The following is a 17,510-nucleotide window of genomic DNA, read 5'->3' as shown; positions in this document are numbered from 1 at the left end:
CGGACGGTCAGGACGCGCCGTCGGCGCGGAGCCGGAACACGTTCGACTCCGCCGAGTCGCGCAGCGACCCCAGCACCGCGCCGATCTTGTCCGCCGGCATGGGCTTGAAGAAGTGGTAGCCCTGCGCGGAGGTGCAGCCCAACTCGGCCAGGGCCATCCGCTGCTCGGCGGTCTCCACCCCTTCGGCGACCACCCGCAGCCCCAGCTCGTGAGCGAGGCCGACCGTCGTCCGGACGATCGCGGCAGCCTCCGGCGAGTCGGCCATCCGGATGACGAAGGAACGGTCCACCTTCAACTCGTCCACAGCGATCCGGGTGAGGAACGTCAGCGACGAGAAGCCGGTGCCGAAGTCGTCGACAGCGAGTTGCACGCCCATCGACCGGAGCGTCGCCAGCACCTCGTCGATGACCTCCAGCTCGCTCATCACCACCGTCTCGGTGATCTCCAGAACAAGCCGGCGCGGCGGCACCTGGTGGCGGCGCAACGCCTCGGCGATCTCCGCCGGCAACCGGGGGTCGAGCAGGCTGCGCGCCGAGAGGTTGACCGAGATCGGGACGTCCAACCCCTCCCGGGCCCAACTGGCGGCCACGCTGAGCGCCTTGTTCAGCACGTAGCGGGTGAAGGTGCCGAGCTGCTCGCTGTTCTCCACCGGTCGGATGAAGTCGGCTGGGTTCAGCCACCCACGCCGGGGGTGCTGCCACCGGATCAGCGCCTCCACGCCGGTGGGCGCACCCGTGGCCAGGTCGACCGCCGGCTGCAACGCCAGCACCAGTTGGTCGTCGACCTTCAACGCCTCCCGCAGCTCGGCCAGCAGGGCGAGCTGGTCGGTGCTGGCCGCGTCGCGTGAGCCGTCGTACGCGGCGACGTTGCCGCCGCCCTCCTTGGCCTGGTACATCGCGATGTCGGCCCGACGCAGCAGCTCGGTCAGGTCCGCGGTGCCCGCGGCGGCCACCACCACCCCGACCGAGACCTCGATGGACATCCGTACGCCGGCCACCTCGGTCGGTGCGGCCAGCCGTTCGGCGATCTCACGGGCCTGACGTAACGCGTGGGCCATCGGGGCGGCCCGGTCGCCGAGCACCGGCACCGCCGTGAGCAGGAGGGCGAACTCGTCGCCACCGAGTCGACCGAGCAGGTCACCGGCGCGGACCAGCGAGTTGAGTCGGTTCGCGGTCAGTCGCAGCAGTTGGTCACCCGCCGCGTGGCCGAGGGTGTCGTTGACTTCCTTGAACTGGTTGATGTCCAGCAGCAGCAGCGCCACCGGGTGGTCGTGGCTGAGCTGTCGCAGCGACTGGTCGCCCTTGCTCAACATCGCCGCCCGGTTGGCGAGCCCGGTGAGCGGGTCGTGCACCGCCTCGTACGACGAGCGGGCGGTCACCAGCCTCAGCTCGTGGTGGGTCGCGGCGTCGTGCAGCGCGGCGGCGAGGGCGTCGCCGAACGCGGCCACCGCGTCACGTTCCCGGGCCGTGGGCGGGGCCGAGCGGGGGAACCGCACCCGCAGCCGACCGACCGGCGTGGCGCCGACCGACAGCGCCCGGCTCAGCTCGTGCTCGTCCGGCTCCGACTGGTCCGGCGGCCCGGTCTCCCGGTCGATCAGCTGACCGCTGGCGTCGCCTCGGTAGAGGTGCCACCGCCCGTCGGCCCGGGCCACGTCGACGTCCACCAGCTCGGCATTGAACAGCGTCAGCGCCCCGGTGACCGCCGCGCTGGCCACACCCCGCTCGTCGAGCTGGTTGAGGGCCGCGGTGGCCTCGGCGAAGGCACGCCAGGTGCGGCGCTCCTGATCGGAGCGCAGCCGGTAACGGTAGGTCTGCTGCAACAGCCACAGCAGCGGCGGCAGCAGCAGCAACCAGCGGGGGTCGAGTTCCAGCAGTGCGACCACCACGAGGCCGACCGCCACGTTGCCGACGAACATCAGCAGCTTGCCGCGCAGCGCGGCGAGCAGCGGCGGCCCGATCGGCAGCCCGTGCCGCAGGCCCAGCGTCACGCCGCCCAGCCAGGCGGTCACCAGGAGGTACGTCACCGAACCGGCGATCACGGCCAGCGCCAGGATCGGAGTTGGCGGCGAGAGCAGGGGCCGCCCGAGCGCGGTGGTCACGGAGACGGCCAGTGCCGACGCGGCGGCCAGCGACGCGGCGATCCGGACGATCTCCAGGGCCGGACGGCGGTCGTTGTGCAGTGACAGCAACGTCCAGGCCAGCCCGGTGCCGAGCAGCGTGGCGGACGGGAGCCAGCCGGCTGGGGTCAGGTAGAGGCAGACGATCAGGGCCGCCTCGCCCCAGGTGATGCTGACCATGCCCGCGGCCGAGCGGAACCGCAGCCGGGCGAGCTGGGCGAGCGCCAGGACGGCGACGGCGATGCCGAAGCGAGCCGGACCGCCGAGGGGGTCGTCGGCCGGCAACCGGACCGGGAGGGTCAACCCGACAGCGGCGGCGGCCAGGGCGGTCAGCGTGACGGCTGCGGTGAGCACGAGCAGCCGGCCCGGTGTGCCGCGCACCCCGAGCCGATCGAACGGGCCGTCGGCCGGATCGGAGGTCATCGACCTCCCCCGTCAGCCGACCGACCGACGTCGCGGTGGGCGGCCGCTGCTGTGCTGGTCATCGGCGCCCCCTCCCGCACACGGCTCGGAGACTTTTGGTCCCCCCGGCGGAAGGCTAAGCCAAACCGGGTGGCCGCAACAGGGGGCGACCACCCGGTTCGGCGTGATTCACGCGCGGACTACCCGTTCAGGTGCTGCTGGTGCCCGATGGGAGCGGGCGCGGATGAATCACGCCCCCCGGTCCCGTCTGTCGGATCGACGACTGCCGCATCGGCCCTGGTCGGGTCGGTCGCCCCGGACTGCTGGGGGAAACGGTCCGGCAGGCGGCGCAGCCGAGCGTTCATGTTGCGGATCAGCAGGATGGTCGCGGTGGCCAGCAGCAGGATGAGGAAGAGGCCCATCGGCCCGGCCAGACCACCCGTGCGGGTGTCCCCGAAGTTGTTCTCCGCGAGCACCTGGGCAGCGGTCAGCATGGCGTTCCTCCGATGTGCGGTTGGTAACCAGGGTAGCCCCGCCGGGAATCAGCGCGCGTGCGCCGTCTCCCGCACTCCGGCGAAGAGATCGGACTCGGGCAGCGGGCTGTCGACCATCGAGCGGGCCAGCTCGTAATCCTCGGTCGGCCAGGCGCGCTTCTGGAGCTCCATCGGCACATGGAACCAGAAGCCGTCCGGGTCGACCTGGGTGGCGTGGGCGCGCAGCGCGTCATCACGAACCGGGAAGTAATCGGCGCACTCCACCCGGGTGGTGATCCGCGGGCCCTTGTCGGGGCGGTCCTCCCACCGCTTGAGCCACTCCTCGTAGGGCGACTCCAGACCGGCGGCCAGCATGCCCTCGTGCAAGGCCATGATCTTGCCCTTGGAGAAACCGATGTCGTAGTAGAGCTTCAGCGGCTGCCAGGGCGCGCCCAGCTCCGGGTAGCGCTCCGGGTCACCGGCGGCCTCGAACGCGGCCACGCTCACCTTGTGGCACATGATGTGGTCCGGGTGCGGGTAGCCACCCTCCTCGTCGTACGTGGTCACCACGTGCGGGCGGAACTCGCGCATCAGCCGCACCAGCGGGCCTGCGGCGACCTCGACGTCCTGGAGGGCGAAACAGCCCTCGGGCAGCGGCGGCAGCGGATCACCCTCGGGCAGACCCGAGTCGACGAAGCCCAGCCAGGCCTGGTCGACACCGAGGATCGCCCGCGCGGCGTCCATCTCGGCACGCCGGATCTCGCCGATGTTGGCCCACACGTCGGGTCGGTCGAGCTTGGGGTTGAGCACGCTCCCGCGCTCGCCACCGGTGCACGTCACGACCAGGACGTCCACCCCCTGAGCGACATATTTCGCCGTCGTCGCCGCGCCCTTGCTCGACTCGTCGTCCGGGTGCGCGTGCACGGCCATGAGACGCAGTTGCTCTGCCAACTTCGGCGCTCCTCGTCTGTGCCGGACGGGGGACCCGACCGGGCTCGACCGGCTGACCTGCCGGGATCTTTCCTCACCGCACCCTGTCACCGGCCACCAGCGCCGGGCATGACCTGCCATTCCTGCCGCTGGACCGGGTGGGAGGATGGGGCTCTGTCATTCTTGCCGATGCCGCCGACAACAACGCCAGGAGATACCCGCCGGTGACCGAGACGCACGCCACAATTTCACCAGGTGCGCCGGTATTCCCGGCCGGGCGCTACGGCCGCCGCCGGGCACCGGGCGGAAAGCGCCGCCGTACGCTGCTGGCCGCGCTGGCACTGTTGGCCCTCGTCGCGACGCTGACCGTGATCTCGGTACGGCTCTACCGCCAGTACGGCGATCCCGTCTACGACGCCCAGGTGATCACGTACACCGACATCACGGACAAGCAGGTGCTTGTCGACTTTCGGGTGACCGTCCCGCCGGGTGGATCAGCTGTCTGCGTGCTGCGCGCCCGGGACCGTGCCGGCGCCGAGGTCGGCCGCGAACAGGTCACCGTGACCGCCGACCCCGGGGATCGGCACGTGACGACCCAGCACCGCCTGGCGACCACCGCACGGCCCTTCATCGGTGAGGTCCTGCGCTGCCGAGCACCGTCCTGAGCTGCTCGAACAGCACCAAACGCGGGGCTGACGGGGCGCCTACCCCGGGTGTCGGATCCGGACACCGGCGGTGATGGCCGACACGCTGTGTCGTACCGCACTGGTAACTTGGTGGTTCACCTGTCAGCCAGCCACGCACAACTGAGGAGAACGCCTGTGTCCACTGGCAACGAGGCGCCCGCCACCTGGCTGTCGCAGGACGCGTACGACCGCCTCCAGGCCGAGCTCGACGAGCACATCGCCAACCGTCCGGCCATCGCAGCCGAGATCAACGCTCGGCGCGAGGAGGGCGACCTGCGGGAGAACGGCGGCTACCACGCCGCCCGCGAGGAGCAGGGCAAGGCCGAGGGTCGCATCCGCTACCTGCAGGAGCTGCTGCGCACCGCGAAGGTCGGCGAGGCCCCCACCGCCGACGCGGTGTCGCCGGGCATGGTGGTGACGATCTACTTCGACGACGACACCAACGACACCGAGACCTTCCTGCTCGGTTCCCGGGAGATCGCGGCCACCACCGACCTGACCGTCTACAGCCCCGAGTCCGCGCTGGGCAAGGCGATCCTGGGCGGTCGAGCCGGGCAGACCTGCACCTACACGGCGCCCAGCGGCGCCGACATCAAGGTGACAGTGGTCAGCTTCGAGCCGTTCTCCGGCTGACCGTCGCCGGTCGCGCTACCCGCCGCCGGCCGGCTCGACCGACGCCGCCACCCACTGTCGGAACGCAGGTCGACCGACGCCGGCACCCACTGTCGAAACGCAGCGCATCCGAGGCGTGGCACCCACCGGTGTCACGCCTCGGCCGCGAAGACCACCTGGTAGCCGCTGGCCCGTAGGGCGCTGATCAGGGTGTCCGAGTGCTCGACGCCCCGGGTTTCCACCGACAACGCCACCTCCACCTCACCGAGGCTGAGGTGCGGGTTGGCCCGCTGGTGCTCCACGTCCACCACGTTGGCCCGGTGCTCGGCGATCTGAGTGAGCAGCGATGCGAGCTGCCCCGGCCGGTCCGAACAGCGGACGGTCACCCGCAGGTAGCGACCCGCCGCGGCCAACCCGTGCTCGATCACCCGCAGCATCAACAGCGGGTCGATGTTGCCACCGGAGAGCACCGCGACCACCGGGGTCTCCACCTCGACCACGCCGGCCAGTAGCGCGGCCACACCGACCGCCCCGGCCGGCTCGACCACCTGCTTGCCCCGCTCCAGCAGCATCAGCAGGGCCCGGGAGATGTCCTCCTCGGAGACCGTGACGATCTCGTCGACCAGCTTGCGCACGTGGTTGAAGGTGATCTCGCCCGGACGGCCGACCGCGATGCCGTCGGCGATGGTGGAGAAGATGGGCAGCCGGACCGGTTCCCCGGCCACCAGTGAGGGCGGGAACGCCGCCGCCCCGGCCGCCTGCACGCCGATGATCCGGACGTCGGGGCGCAACGCCTTCGCGGCCACCGCCATGCCCGAGATCAGACCGCCGCCACCCACCCCGGTGATGATCGTCTTCACGTCCGGGCACTGTTCGAGGATCTCCAGCGCCACAGTGCCCTGCCCGGCGATCACGTCGGGATGGTCGAACGGGTGGATCAGCACCGCGCCGGTGCGCTCGGCGTACGTGTGCGCCGCGACCAGCGACTCGTCGACGGTGTTCCCGGCCAACTCGACCTGCGCGCCGTACCCCTTGGTGGCGGCCACCTTCGGCAGCGGCGCGTTGACCGGCATGAAGACCGTGGCGTGCGTGCCGACCAGGCCGGCGGCGAGAGCCACGCCCTGCGCGTGGTTGCCCGCGCTCGCCGCGACCACGCCGCGCTCCCGCTCCGCCGCCGACAACCGGGAGATCCGCACGTACGCGCCCCGCACCTTGTACGAGCCGGCGCGCTGCACGTTCTCGCACTTGAGCCACGTCGGCCCGCCCAGCGCCGCGCTGAGCGGCCGGGAGGGCTCCAATGGGGTGGTGCGGGTGACGCCAGCGAGCAACTCCCGTGCGGCCCGCACATCGTCGAGACCGACCAGTTCCGTCATGCCCCGATCGTGCCACCCGCCTGCGGAGCCCTCGGCGGCGACACCGGAGTGCCCGACAGCGCGCACACCGTCGAACCTCAGGCGGTGGCCGGCGACTCCGTGCCGACCCGCGGGTAGCCGGGGGCGTGACGCGTCCACGGGGCGGCCATCTCGAACTGACCGGCCACACCGAGCAGCAGCAGCTCCGAGCCGGGCGGACCGACCAGCTGCACAGCGACCGGCAGGCCGTCCGGGCGGCGGCCGACCGGCACGACGACCGCCGGCAGGCCGGCGATGTTCCAGGGTGCGGCGTACGGGGCGTACCGGATGTTGGCTGTCATGTTCGCCCGCCAGGACCGCTCCGACCAGCGGGCCGCCTCCGGTGGCGCGCTGGCCAGCGCCGGGGTGAGCAGCAGGTCGACCGAGTGGTCGGTGAAGAAGTCGACAGACCGTTGCCGCCAGGCGGCCCGGTCCGCCTCCCGCACGTAGCCGCGACGCTGCGCCCACTCGCCCAGCGCGACGTGCCGCCGGGTCCGCCGTTGCAGCCCACGCCGGTCCAGACCGGAGGCCCGGACGTCGGTGGCGGCTGCGGCGAACCAGGTGGCGATGCCCTGCAGACCGAGGGCGGTCGGGTAGACCGGATCGGCCGGCACGGTGTCGTGCCCGGCGGCGGCGAGGAGCCGACCGGCGGCGGCGACCGCGTCCCGGTTGGGCGCGTCCGGGGCGACACCGCGCACCGGGGAGCGCAGCGAGACACCCACCCGCAGCCGCTGCGGGGGGACCAGCTTCTCGGGACGCCGGCCGGCGAGCACCGAGAAGCCGACCGCCGCGTCGGCGACCGTGCTGGTCAACATGCCGTGCTCGGTGAGGCCGAACCAGTCGTCCGCCCCGAGCTGGCAGGGGACCACGCCCCGACCGGGCTTGAGCCCGACGAGTCCGCAGCAGGCCGCGGGAATCCGGATCGAGCCGAGACCGTCGTTGGCGTGCGCGATCGGCACCAGCCCGGCGGCGACCGCGGCGGCGGCACCACCGGAGGACCCACCGGGGGTACGCGTGCTGTCCCACGGGTTACGGGTCACCGCGCTGTCGTCGTCGGTCAGTGCCCACAGCCCCAGCTCCGGCATCCGGGTCACGCCGAGGATCACCGCGCCGGCGCCGCGCAGCCGACGCACCACCTCGTGGTCGGCCTCGGCCACGTCGGTGCGGGCGGCGGCCGACCCGTTCCAGGTGGGCAGGCCGGCGACCGGGGTGTTCTCCTTGACCGCCACCGGAACACCGGCCAGCGGCAGGTTGGCCAGGTCCTCCTGCTCGTCGACCTTCTCCGCCTCGGTGATCGCCTCACCGCCGCGAACGGCGCGGAACGCGGCCAGCTCACGGTCGGCTCGGGAGATGTACTCGAGGTGGTCGGCGACGACCTGGGTCGCCGAGACGTCACCTCGGCGTACGCCCCGGGCGATCTGCTTGGCGGTCGCTCCGACCCAGGTCGCCATGATGTCCTGCACGGCCATCCTCCCCCAGCGGTCAGCCCAGCGCCTGCTCCAGATCGGCGAGTAGGTCGTCGACCGTCTCGATGCCGACAGACAGTCGCACGAGATCGCCGGGAACTTCAAGCGGCGAGCCGGCAGCACTTGCGTGTGTCATCCGACCCGGGTGCTCGATCAGGGATTCCACACCACCCAGCGACTCGGCGAGCACGAAGAGCTTGGCCCGGTTGCAGATGTCCACCGCGTGGTCCTCACCACCCGCGGCGCGGAACGAGATCATGCCGCCGAACCGGCGCATCTGCTTGGCTGCCACCTCGTGACCGGGGTGCGAGGGCAGCCCCGGATAGAGCACCTGGGCGACCTTTGCGTGGCCGTCGAGGTACGCGGCGAGCCGCTCGGCGTTGTCGCAGTGCCGGTCCATGCGTACCCCGAGGGTCTTGATGCCCCGCAGGGTGAGCCAGGCGTCGAACGGGCCGTTGATCGCGCCCATCGCGTTCTGGTGGTAGCGCAACTCCTCGCCGAGCCCGGCGTCGGCGACGACGAGAGCGCCACCGACCACGTCGGAGTGCCCGCCGACGTACTTGGTGGTGGAGTGCACCACCACGTCCGCGCCGAAGGCGATCGGCTGCTGGAGGTACGGCGAGGCGAAGGTGTTGTCCACCACCAGCAGGGCGCCCGCGTCGTGTGCCACGGCGGCCAGGGCCGCGATGTCGGCGATGCCGAGCAACGGGTTGGTCGGCGTCTCCACCCAGACGATCTTCGTGCGGCCGGGCCGCACGGCCGCCCGGACCGCGTCCGGGTCCGAGACCTTGGCCGGGCTGAACTCCAGGCCCCAGCGCTGCGCGACCCGGGCGAAGAGCCGGTACGTGCCGCCGTACGCGTCGTCCGGGATCACCACGTGGTCGCCGGGCTGGCACACGGCCCGCAACAGGGTGTCCTCCGCCGCCAGGCCGCTGGCGAAGGCGAGCCCCACCGGCCCGCCCTCCAGCGCCGCCAGGCACTCCTGGAGCGCGTCACGGGTCGGGTTGCCGGAGCGGCTGTACTCGTAGCCGAGACGGGGTGCGCCGACGGCGTCCTGGGCGTACGTGCTGGTCTGGTAGATCGGTGGGATCACCGCGCCGGTGCGGGCCTCGGGGTCCTGACCGGCGTGGATGGCGAGCGTCTCGAAGCCGTGACTCATTCTGGTGAGGCTAGTGCCCCCGTCCCGCAGGCTGGAACGGAACCCGCGCTCCCGGTGGGGGCCGGACCGTCTGGCCCGGCCCCCGCGTGCCAGCCAGGGGCCGGCGGCCGGTCAGCCGGCCGGTACGGGCAGGACGTGCAGGGTGGCCTGGTTTCTCCCGGTCCAGTCGTAGGAGAGCGCGTAGAGCCGTGCGCCGTTCGGCGACCAGGCCAGCCCACCCCGGCTCAGCTCACCGCCGCCCAGCACGAAGCGGGTCAGTTCGGTTCCGTCCGGCCGATAGACGAACAGGTACGACGTGTCCGCCGCGGCGGCGATCCTGGTGCCGTCGCGGGACGGCTCGACGGCGGCCGGGTAGGCACCGGTGGGGAAGGTCGCGGAGGGGGTGGTGATGTCGGCGAACGGGAAAGCCTGCACCTCGTACGGGGCACCGGCCGCGGTGTAGAGGGTGGTGCCGGTCGGGTCGAGGGCGATGTCCTGCAGGTTGCTGCCGATGACAGTCCAATCGTTGGCCCGCAGCAGGTTCAGCGTTCCCCCGGCTCCGATCGCGTACGCGTAGACCGACGCCGGGCTCAACGACATCTGCCCGGCCAGCAGCACCGAACGGTTCTGGCTGGCGGCGGCCAGCAGCGGAGCGCCGTAGAAGTCCTGAGTGGTGGCCATCCCCGTGCGCACCTGGGCCGGCTGGCGGCCCAGGTCGATCTGGCCGATGTTGCCGCCCCACTGGTCACAGCCGTAGCCGAACCACAGGTACCGGCCGGTCAGCGCCAGCGACGACGGGCACTCGCCCGCGCCGGTGTCGTACCGGGCGGACTCGATCAGCGAGCCGGTGTCGAAGGCGGCGATGGCGTTGGCGGTGGGCAGCGCCACGTAGAGGGTCCGCCGGTCGGCGCTGAGCAGCAGGTCGGTGGGGCCGGGCAGGCCCGACAGCGTGCCGACCACAGTGCCTGTCGCGCCGGTCACCACGACATCGGTTGCGGAGCTGCCACCGCTGACGAAGACCCGGTCACCGGCCGACACCACGTCGGCCACAGTGTTCAGCGGCAGTGCGGTGGCGGTCTGCGCGGCGGCCGCCTGGGCATGGCCCGGGGCCGCGCCGGTGAGCAGCCCGGCGGTCAGCGCCGCCAGCGCCAGGGTCAGGCCTCTTCTGATCTGCAAGCTTGGTCCTTTCGGAGCATCGACGCGCACGCCGATGGCCGGGATCACCCCGTGTTCATCCATTCACGTAGATGATTACCACAGTCGGTTCACGCGTGGGGGGCGCCGTCGCCCGCGAGGTCGCCGACATAGCCTGGCGCGATGAGCGGTTGCGTGTTCTGCGGGATCGTGGCGGGCGAGGTGCCGGCGTTCCGGGTGGCCGACACCCCGGACGGGGTGGCGTTCCTGGACACCCGGCCGGTGTTCAAGGGGCATGTCCTGGTGGTTCCCCGGGTGCACCTGGTGACCCTGGCGGAGTTGCCGGCCGACCTGCTGCCCGACTACTTCGCCATGGTCCAGCGGATGGCGGTGGCGGTGGAGACCGCTCTCGGTGCCGGTGGGACGTTCGTGGCGATGAACAACAAGGTGTCCCAATCGGTGCCTCACCTGCACACACACGTGGTCCCGCGGACCAAGGGCGACGGGCTGCGGGGCTTCTTCTGGCCGCGCACCCGGTACGACGACGACACCGAGGCCCAGACGTACGCGGATCGCATCGCGGCGGCGCTCCCCGGTGGGGCCTGACTGATCCGCACGCGGGTAAGGAAGGTGGACCCTCCGGTGTTGCACGCTGGGAGTGGTACGAGAGGAGATCCCACGTGTTCTTGCGCCGTATGAAGGCCGATATGGTCTCGCCCGACCAGGCCCTGCCGGGCCGTCCGATCGCCATGCCGGTGGCCGACCGCCACGAGGTGCTGGGCACCCCGCTGAAGGGCCCGTTTCCTGAGGGCCTCCAGGTAGCGGTCTTCGGCATGGGCTGTTTCTGGGGCGCCGAGCGGCTGTTCTGGACGCTGCCCGGCGTCTACACCACCTCCGCCGGCTACGCGGGTGGCATCACGAAGAACCCGACGTACGAGGAGACGTGTTCCGGGCGGACCGGGCACGCCGAGGTCGTCCAGGTGGTGTACGACCCCAGCAAAATCAACTACGAGGATCTGCTGAAGGTCTTCTGGGAGAACCACGACCCGACCCAGGGCATGCGCCAGGGCAACGACGTCGGCACCCAGTACCGCTCGGCGATCTACACGACCACCGACGAGCAGCTGACCATCGCGGAGTCTTCGCGGGACGCGTTCCAGCCGATCGTGGCGCGGGCCGGCAAGGGCGAGATCACCACTGAGATCGCCCCGCTCGGCAGCTACTACTTCGCCGAGGACTACCACCAGCAGTACCTGGCGCCGACCAAGAACCCGAACGGGTACTGCAACCACGGCCCGAACGGGCTGAGCTGCCCGGTCGGCGTCGCCCGAGTCGGCGGCTGACCACCGCTTCCCGCACACGTGTGATGCCCGGCCGCCCAGGAGGTGGCCGGGCATTCCCGTTCGGGCCTGTGATCGAAATCCGTTGCCGAGCCCGACGAGAACTCGATAACGTGGCCGTACACGTGAAAGGAGGTGGTCCAGACTTGTATAGCAATCGGACTCGTGAGGTGGCTGTCAGCTAGCCGCTGTCCTCGACAGTGATCGGCCTGCCGCGAGGCGGGCAAAAAGCACCATCGTCGAGACCGTGTGGCAGCGGTGCGGCGAATCCACGACAGCCACCCGACCCCCGGGGTGCCGGCCAAGTCCAGCCGGCCCGCGCACATGCGCGGAGCGCCCCGGGGGTCGCTCCATATCCGCGGGAGTGGCGATGTCCATGCGCGAGCTGGTGGTGCTGGGGACGGCCAGCCAGGCGCCGACCCGTCAGCGCAACCACAACGGGTACGTGTTGCGGTGGGACGACGAGGTGATCCTCTTCGACCCGGGCGAGGGCAGCCAGCGTCAGCTCCTGCACACCACTGTCAGCGCCACTGACCTGACCCGGATCTGCGTCACCCACTTCCACGGCGACCACTGCCTGGGCCTTCCCGGCACCATCCAGCGACTCTCCCTGGACCGGGTGGCGCACCCGGTCGCCGTGCACTTTCCCGCCGGCGGCGCCGAATACTTCGCCCGGCTGCGGCACGCCACCTCGTTCTACGAGACCGCCGAGCTGCGGGTCGAGCCCATCGAGGCCGACGGGCAGCGGATCGCCCTGCGCTGCGGCACGCTGGAGGCACGCCGGCTCCGGCACCCCATCGAGACGTACGGCTACCGGTTGGTCGAGCCGGACGGGCACCGGATGCTGCCGGAGAAGCTGGCCGCGTACGGCATAGCGGGGCCGGCTGTCGGCGAGCTGATCCGCGTCGGGCACCTGGACCTCGACGGACGCCGCGTCACCCGGGCCGAGGTGAGCGTGCCCCGGCCGGGGCAGCGGTTCGCGTTCGTGATGGACACCGGCCTCTGCGACGGGGTGTACGCCCTCGCCGAGCACGCCGACCTGCTGGTCATCGAGTCGACGTTCCTGGAGTCGGAGGCCGCGCTCGCCGCCGAGGTCGGCCACCTGACCGCGGCGCAGGCCGCCCGGGTGGCGACCGAGTCCGGGGTACGCCGACTCGTGCTCACCCACTTCTCCCAGCGCTATCCCGACCCGCGCCGGTTCCACGACGAGGCGCGCGCGCACTTCGACGGCGAACTGATCGTCGCCGAGGATCTGACCACGGTGCAGGTTCCGCCGCGCCGGGTAGCCTCGGCCGGGTGACCGTCACGCTCCGCCCCGCAACCGAAGGCGACCTGATGGCGGTGGGTGCCCTGCACCAGCGCTCCCGGGTCGCCGCGTACTCCGCCTTCGTACCGGCCGAGGCGCTGGCCGACCCGACACCGGAGGCGATGGGGCGGTACTGGGTCGAGCGGTGGATCTGGGAGCGGGACACCCACCGGATGACAGTGGCTGAGCGGGCCGGGGCTCTGGTCGGGTTCACCCACCTGGGCCCGGACGACGAGGACGACCCCGCGACCGGGCTGCTCAACGCGATCCACCTCGACCCTGCCGAGCAGGGCCGCGGCGTCGGCCGCACCCTGATGGTGGACGCCCTGGACGCCATGCGCGCGCAGGGCTGGCGACGCGCCGCGCTCTGGGTGCTGAGGGACAACGCCCACGCCCGCTCGTTCTACGAGCGCGGCGGCTGGACCCCCACCGGCGACGAACGAGACGAGGCAATCGGATCGGCCCCAACCCCACAACTCCGCTACACCCGCCCCCTCTAACCCCCACCCCACCCCGCCCCCACACCCCAAACCCCGCCCTTCCCACCTCGCCGATCTTGCACTTTCTGTCGTGACAAAACGCCGCGATAGCGACATTCAGGCGACAGGAAGTGCAAGATCGGCGAGGGCTGGGGCGGGGACGGGGCGGGGCGGGGGCGGGGCGGGGTGGGCTTAGTGGGCTTAGTGGGCGCCTAGGTGGGACAGGAGGTCCTGGCGGGTCAGGACGCCCTTGGGCTTGCCGTCGACCAGGACGAGGGCGGCGTCGGACTTCTCCAGCATGCCCACCGCCTCGCTCACCGGCTGACCACCACCGATCATCGGCAGCGGGTCGCCCATGTGCCGCTCGATCGTGTCGTGCAGGTGGGCCTGGCCGGTGAACAGCGCGTCGAGCAGGTCCCGCTCGGCGATCGAGCCGGCGACCTCACCTGTCACCACTGGCGGCTCGGCCTTGAGCACCGGTAGCTGCGAGACGCCGTACTCGCGCATGTAGTCGATCGCGTCGCGGACGGTCTCGGTCGGGTGCACGTGCACCAGCTCGGGCAGCCCGCCCGGCTTGCTGGCCAGCGCGTCGGCCACCGTCGGCTCCGCGCCGGAGTTGTCGAGGAAGCCGTACCGGGCCATCCACGAGTCGTTGAAGATCTTGGAGAGGTAACCACGACCACCGTCGGGCAGCAGCACCACCACCACGTCGTCCGGGCCGGCCCGGCGGGCGACCTCCAGGGCGGCGACCACCGCCATTCCGCAGGAACCGCCGACCAGCAGCCCTTCCTCGCGGGCCAGCCGCCGGGTCATCTCGAAGGACGCCTTGTCGGAGACCTCCACGATCTCGTCGGCGACACCCCTGTCGTACGTCTCCGGCCAGAAGTCCTCGCCGACGCCCTCCACCAGGTACGGCCGGCCGGTGCCACCGGAGTAGACCGAGCCCTCCGGGTCGGCCCCCACGACGCGCACCCGGCCCTCGGACGCCTCCTTGAGGTACCGGCCGATGCCGGAGATGGTGCCGCCGGTGCCGACGCCGGTCACGAAGTGGGTGAGCTCGCCGTCGGTCTGCTTCCACAGCTCCGGACCGGTCGTCTCGTAGTGCGAACGCGGGTTGGCCGGGTTGCTGTACTGGTTGGGCTTCCAGGCGCCGGGGATCTCCCGGGTCAGCCGGTCGGAGACGTTGTAGTACGAGCGCGGGTCCTCCGGCGCGACGGCGGTCGGGCAGACCACCACCTCGGCGCCGTACGCCCGGAGCACGTCCTGCTTGTCCTGGCTGACCTTGTCGGGGCAGACGAAGACGCACTTGTAGCCCTTGAGCTGGGCCACCAGGGCCAACCCGACGCCGGTGTTGCCGCTGGTCGGCTCGACGATGGTGCCGCCGGGCTTGAGCAGACCGGCGGCCTCGGCGTCCTCCACCATCCGCAGCGCGATCCGGTCCTTCACCGAGCCGCCCGGGTTGACGTACTCCACCTTGGCCAGCACTGTGGCCTGGATGCCCTCGGTGACGTTACGCAGACGCACCAGCGGGGTGTTTCCGATCATGTCGACGACGTTGTCGTAGTACTGCACGGTGTGCCCTTCGTTGCGGCGCCGGCGGTGGGCGGCCGGGAAGACGTTTGCTCACCGCCAGCGTACGTGTCGTCAGGGCACCAACCCCCCGGGGATGACCGAGCTGCGGCGGGCCTCCCACTCCAGGAACCGGTCGGTCTCGGCGAGCACGCTGCCCGCCAACCAGGTGACCATGACCGCGTCGTCGGCCAGCCCGAAGATCGCCAGCGGGATCTCCGGAAGCAGGTCGATCGGCGAGACGATGTACGCCGTCGCCGCGGTCATCAGGGCCAGCCGAAGACCGCCGTCGTACTCCCCCTTCGTGGTGGCTCTGATCATCCGGGGCAGCGCGGCCAACCGCGTGCCGATCGACGGCCCGTTGCGCGCCCCGGTCGCCAGGGCCCGCGCCAGGGCCGTGAACGCCGCGCTGCGCTTCAGTGTCTTACCCATCGTCGCGCTCCTCTCCGCCGGATCAGCGTGGCGGGTCGGCGCAAGTCGGCCGGCCTCTGGAACCCAAGTACCCCGTCGCGTCGGTTTCCAGGCACCCGGGTGCCGTCACGACGACAGCGGTGTGTCGGGCCAGCGCGATAATGTCGCGGTATGGGGGTGGCACATTCCGTCGTACCCGGTGGTGAGCGCTGGCGGCAGGCCCGGCGGCTCGTCCGGCTGGCCGCCATCGGGACGGGCGCCACCGCGGCGGCCGCGGTGGCGACCGGCGGGGTGCTGGTCGGCCAGGCCCGCCAGGCTCGACGGACCATCCCGATGGCCGAGGCGCCGCCGCCCCGCTGCGACGGGATGTACGGCGCGAAGTTCCCCGGTCCCGCGCTCACCATGGTCGTGCTCGGCGACTCGTCGGCGGCCGGCTACGGGGTTCACCGCCGTCGGGAGACGCCCGGGGCGTTGCTCGCCACCGGCCTGTCCCGTCGACTGCACCGGCCGGTGCAGTTGCACCGCTTCGCGGTGGTCGGCGCGATCTCGGCGGCGCTGCGCCACCAGGTGGAGGCGGCGCTGGAGTGCCGACCCGACATCGCGGTGATCCTCATCGGCGGCAACGACATCACCAACCGCACCCCACGCGGCTTGGCGGTGCGCTACCTGGTCGAGGCGGTGCACGCCCTGCGCGACGCGGGGTGTGAGGTGGTCGTCGGCACCTGCCCCGACCTGGGCGCGATCCGCCCGATCCAGCCGCCGCTGCGCTGGCTGGCGCACCGGTGGAGCCGCCAGCTCGCCGCCGCCCAGACGGTGGCAGTGGTGGAGGCGGGCGGGTGGACGGTTTCCCTCGGTGACCTGCTCGGCCCCCGGTTCGCGGCCGAGCCCACCCGGATGTTCGCCTGGGACCGGTTCCATCCCTCCGCCGAGGGGTACGCGATGGCCGCCGCCGCGCTCCTACCGACGATGCTCTCCGCCCTCGGCGCGACCCCGGAACGACGGGCCACACCGACGCGCGGCGACGGCGTACGGTCGCTGCCGAAGGCCGCGCAGGAGGCGGCTCGACACGCCGGCACGGAGGTCAGCGGCGTCCAGGTTCGGGGCCGCGACCGAGGGCCGGCCGGCCGGTGGGCGCAGTTGCGCCGACGGGCGTTCTTCGGTGTCGGCGCGGTGCCGCAGCACGGGTCCGCCTCGGACACCTCGACAGTGGAGGGACTGGCATGAACGAGCGCAGCGCGCGGAGCGTGACCTCCGGCCTCGCCGGCCGACTGGGTCGGGCGGCGGCGATCTCGCTGTTCGCCGGCACCGTCGGGGGCGCCGCCGTCCTCGCAGGTGAGGCCTTCATCGCCCGGCACCGACGCTACGCCGAACCGGAGCTCGGCCTTGCCCTGCGCGCCACGATCGGCCGGGCGGGCGCTTCCCCGCTGCGACTGGTGTTGCTGGGCGACTCGTCGGCGCTGGGCGTCGGTGTGGACCGTCTGGAGGACACCATCGGCGGGCAGTTGGCCAACCTGCTCGCCGAGGGCCCGACCGGCCGCCGGGTGCACCTGTCCAGCGTCGGCGTCTCCGGCTCCCGCTCGACTGACCTCGCCACCCAGGTGGCCCGAGCCCTGCTCGGTGAGCGGCCCGACGTGGCGTTGATCCTGATCGGCGCGAACGACGCCACCGGGCTGCGCCGACCCTCCGACGCGGCGGCCTATCTCGGCGCGGCGGTGCACCGCCTGCGCGAGGCGCGCGTCGAGGTGGTGGTGGGCACCTGCCCCGACCTCGGGGCGGTGCGTGCCATAGCGCCTCCGCTGCGCCAGGTGGTCGGCTGGTCCGGGCGTCGGGTGGCTCGCGCGCAGACCACTGCCGTGCTGGAGGCGGGCGGCTCGGTGGTCGACCTGGCCACCGAGACCGGGCCGGTGTTCCGGGCCGACGCCGGCACCCTCTGCCAGGACGGTTTCCACCCCTCCGCCGACGGCTACCGGGTGTGGGCGCACGCGCTGCTCCCCGCCATCGTCGCTGCGGCGGCTGCCACGACCCGGCGCTAGATCGTCCCCGGCCAGGGTGACATT

Annotated in this window: 16 protein-coding genes and 1 pseudogene; 8 read left to right on the top strand and 9 right to left on the bottom strand. The window is 72.0% G+C overall.

Annotated elements, in window-relative coordinates; all coding sequences use genetic code 11:
• Positions 1 to 7: 7 nt before the first annotated feature.
• The 3 genes from NIE111_RS04595 to mca form a co-directional block, all read right to left on the bottom strand.
• The gene (locus NIE111_RS04595) at positions 8 to 2,539 is read right to left on the bottom strand and encodes a putative bifunctional diguanylate cyclase/phosphodiesterase (protein WP_238683189.1); all 2,532 of its coding nucleotides are present in this window, start codon (positions 2,537 to 2,539) and stop codon (positions 8 to 10) included.
• Positions 2,540 to 2,718: 179 nt separating this feature from the next.
• Positions 2,719 to 3,012 carry a hypothetical protein gene (locus NIE111_RS04590; RefSeq protein ID WP_238683188.1) on the bottom strand — a complete coding sequence of 98 codons (294 nt, stop codon included), beginning with the start codon at positions 3,010 to 3,012 and terminating at the stop codon, positions 2,719 to 2,721.
• Between the two features lie 48 nt (positions 3,013 to 3,060).
• Complete coding sequence (gene mca, locus NIE111_RS04585) at positions 3,061 to 3,942, bottom strand: mycothiol conjugate amidase Mca (protein ID WP_238683187.1); 882 nt, start codon at positions 3,940 to 3,942, stop codon at positions 3,061 to 3,063.
• 203 nt (positions 3,943 to 4,145) lie between these two features.
• On the opposite strand from mca, the gene NIE111_RS04580 reads away from it, so the two are divergent.
• Both NIE111_RS04580 and greA read left to right on the top strand, forming a co-directional pair.
• Positions 4,146 to 4,586, top strand: a complete 441-nt coding sequence (locus tag NIE111_RS04580) for a DUF4307 domain-containing protein (RefSeq protein ID WP_238683186.1) — start codon at positions 4,146 to 4,148, stop codon at positions 4,584 to 4,586.
• Between the two features lie 156 nt (positions 4,587 to 4,742).
• Positions 4,743 to 5,240 (top strand): transcription elongation factor GreA, encoded by a 498-nt coding sequence (gene greA / locus NIE111_RS04575; protein WP_091394193.1) that lies wholly within the window; start codon positions 4,743 to 4,745, stop codon positions 5,238 to 5,240.
• A 131-nt stretch (positions 5,241 to 5,371) separates the two neighbouring features.
• Here greA and ilvA read toward each other — a convergent pair whose 3' ends face one another.
• The 4 genes from ilvA to NIE111_RS04555 form a co-directional block, all read right to left on the bottom strand.
• Complete coding sequence (ilvA, locus tag NIE111_RS04570; RefSeq protein WP_238683185.1) at positions 5,372 to 6,592, bottom strand: threonine ammonia-lyase; 1,221 nt, start codon at positions 6,590 to 6,592, stop codon at positions 5,372 to 5,374.
• Positions 6,593 to 6,669: 77 nt separating this feature from the next.
• Complete coding sequence (locus NIE111_RS04565; protein ID WP_112733108.1) at positions 6,670 to 8,079, bottom strand: amidase; 1,410 nt, start codon at positions 8,077 to 8,079, stop codon at positions 6,670 to 6,672.
• Positions 8,080 to 8,092: 13 nt separating this feature from the next.
• The gene (locus NIE111_RS04560) at positions 8,093 to 9,235 is read right to left on the bottom strand and encodes a cystathionine gamma-synthase (RefSeq protein WP_210784919.1); all 1,143 of its coding nucleotides are present in this window, start codon (positions 9,233 to 9,235) and stop codon (positions 8,093 to 8,095) included.
• 111 nt (positions 9,236 to 9,346) lie between these two features.
• The gene (locus NIE111_RS04555; RefSeq protein ID WP_238683184.1) at positions 9,347 to 10,390 is read right to left on the bottom strand and encodes a YncE family protein; all 1,044 of its coding nucleotides are present in this window, start codon (positions 10,388 to 10,390) and stop codon (positions 9,347 to 9,349) included.
• Between the two features lie 141 nt (positions 10,391 to 10,531).
• Between NIE111_RS04555 and NIE111_RS04550 the strand changes: the two genes are divergently transcribed.
• From NIE111_RS04550 to NIE111_RS04535, 4 genes are all read left to right on the top strand, one after another.
• Complete coding sequence (locus NIE111_RS04550; RefSeq protein WP_238683183.1) at positions 10,532 to 10,954, top strand: HIT family protein; 423 nt, start codon at positions 10,532 to 10,534, stop codon at positions 10,952 to 10,954.
• 74 nt (positions 10,955 to 11,028) lie between these two features.
• On the top strand, positions 11,029 to 11,691 hold the full coding sequence (gene msrA, locus NIE111_RS04545) for a peptide-methionine (S)-S-oxide reductase MsrA (RefSeq protein ID WP_238683182.1): 663 nt from the start codon (positions 11,029 to 11,031) through the stop codon (positions 11,689 to 11,691).
• 367 nt (positions 11,692 to 12,058) lie between these two features.
• On the top strand, positions 12,059 to 12,988 hold the full coding sequence (locus NIE111_RS04540) for a ribonuclease Z (RefSeq protein ID WP_238683181.1): 930 nt from the start codon (positions 12,059 to 12,061) through the stop codon (positions 12,986 to 12,988).
• A complete protein-coding gene (locus NIE111_RS04535) occupies positions 12,985 to 13,494 on the top strand; it encodes a GNAT family N-acetyltransferase (protein ID WP_238683180.1) in 510 nt (169 codons plus the stop codon). The genes NIE111_RS04540 and NIE111_RS04535 overlap by 4 nt, the downstream gene beginning before the upstream one ends.
• A gap of 180 nt (positions 13,495 to 13,674) precedes the next feature.
• Here NIE111_RS04535 and NIE111_RS04530 read toward each other — a convergent pair whose 3' ends face one another.
• Together NIE111_RS04530 and NIE111_RS04525 are read right to left on the bottom strand one after the other, a co-directional pair.
• Complete coding sequence (locus tag NIE111_RS04530; protein WP_112582465.1) at positions 13,675 to 15,045, bottom strand: cystathionine beta-synthase; 1,371 nt, start codon at positions 15,043 to 15,045, stop codon at positions 13,675 to 13,677.
• 72 nt (positions 15,046 to 15,117) lie between these two features.
• A complete protein-coding gene (locus NIE111_RS04525) occupies positions 15,118 to 15,474 on the bottom strand; it encodes a YkvA family protein (RefSeq protein WP_238683179.1) in 357 nt (118 codons plus the stop codon).
• Between the two features lie 150 nt (positions 15,475 to 15,624).
• On the opposite strand from NIE111_RS04525, the pseudogene NIE111_RS04520 reads away from it, so the two are divergent.
• Positions 15,625 to 16,688: pseudogene (locus NIE111_RS04520) on the top strand (SGNH/GDSL hydrolase family protein); the annotation flags it as partial.
• Complete coding sequence (locus NIE111_RS04515) at positions 16,674 to 17,486, top strand: SGNH/GDSL hydrolase family protein (protein ID WP_238683177.1); 813 nt, start codon at positions 16,674 to 16,676, stop codon at positions 17,484 to 17,486. The pseudogene NIE111_RS04520 and the gene NIE111_RS04515, both read left to right, overlap by 15 nt.
• Positions 17,487 to 17,510: the final 24 nt, after the last annotated feature.

This window comes from Micromonospora hortensis, assembly GCF_022230935.1.
GTDB lineage: Bacteria > Actinomycetota > Actinomycetes > Mycobacteriales > Micromonosporaceae > Micromonospora > Micromonospora hortensis.
The sequence above is the reverse complement of the archived record's forward strand: the minus strand, read 5'-3'. Positions and strand labels throughout refer to the sequence as shown.

Excerpts from the sequence above, each read along its gene's own strand:
- NIE111_RS04595 (WP_238683189.1), bottom strand. The coding sequence starts at position 2,539 with ATGACCTCCGATCCGGCCGACGGCCCGTTCGATCGGCTCGGGGTGCGC.
- NIE111_RS04590 (WP_238683188.1), bottom strand. The coding sequence starts at position 3,012 with ATGCTGACCGCTGCCCAGGTGCTCGCGGAGAACAACTTCGGGGACACC.
- ilvA (WP_238683185.1), bottom strand. The coding sequence starts at position 6,592 with ATGACGGAACTGGTCGGTCTCGACGATGTGCGGGCCGCACGGGAGTTG.
- NIE111_RS04565 (WP_112733108.1), bottom strand. The coding sequence starts at position 8,079 with ATGGCCGTGCAGGACATCATGGCGACCTGGGTCGGAGCGACCGCCAAG.
- NIE111_RS04560 (WP_210784919.1), bottom strand. The coding sequence starts at position 9,235 with ATGAGTCACGGCTTCGAGACGCTCGCCATCCACGCCGGTCAGGACCCC.
- NIE111_RS04550 (WP_238683183.1), top strand. The coding sequence starts at position 10,532 with ATGAGCGGTTGCGTGTTCTGCGGGATCGTGGCGGGCGAGGTGCCGGCG.
- NIE111_RS04540 (WP_238683181.1), top strand. The coding sequence starts at position 12,059 with ATGTCCATGCGCGAGCTGGTGGTGCTGGGGACGGCCAGCCAGGCGCCG.
- NIE111_RS04525 (WP_238683179.1), bottom strand. The coding sequence starts at position 15,474 with ATGGGTAAGACACTGAAGCGCAGCGCGGCGTTCACGGCCCTGGCGCGG.
- NIE111_RS04515 (WP_238683177.1), top strand. The coding sequence starts at position 16,674 with ATGAACGAGCGCAGCGCGCGGAGCGTGACCTCCGGCCTCGCCGGCCGA.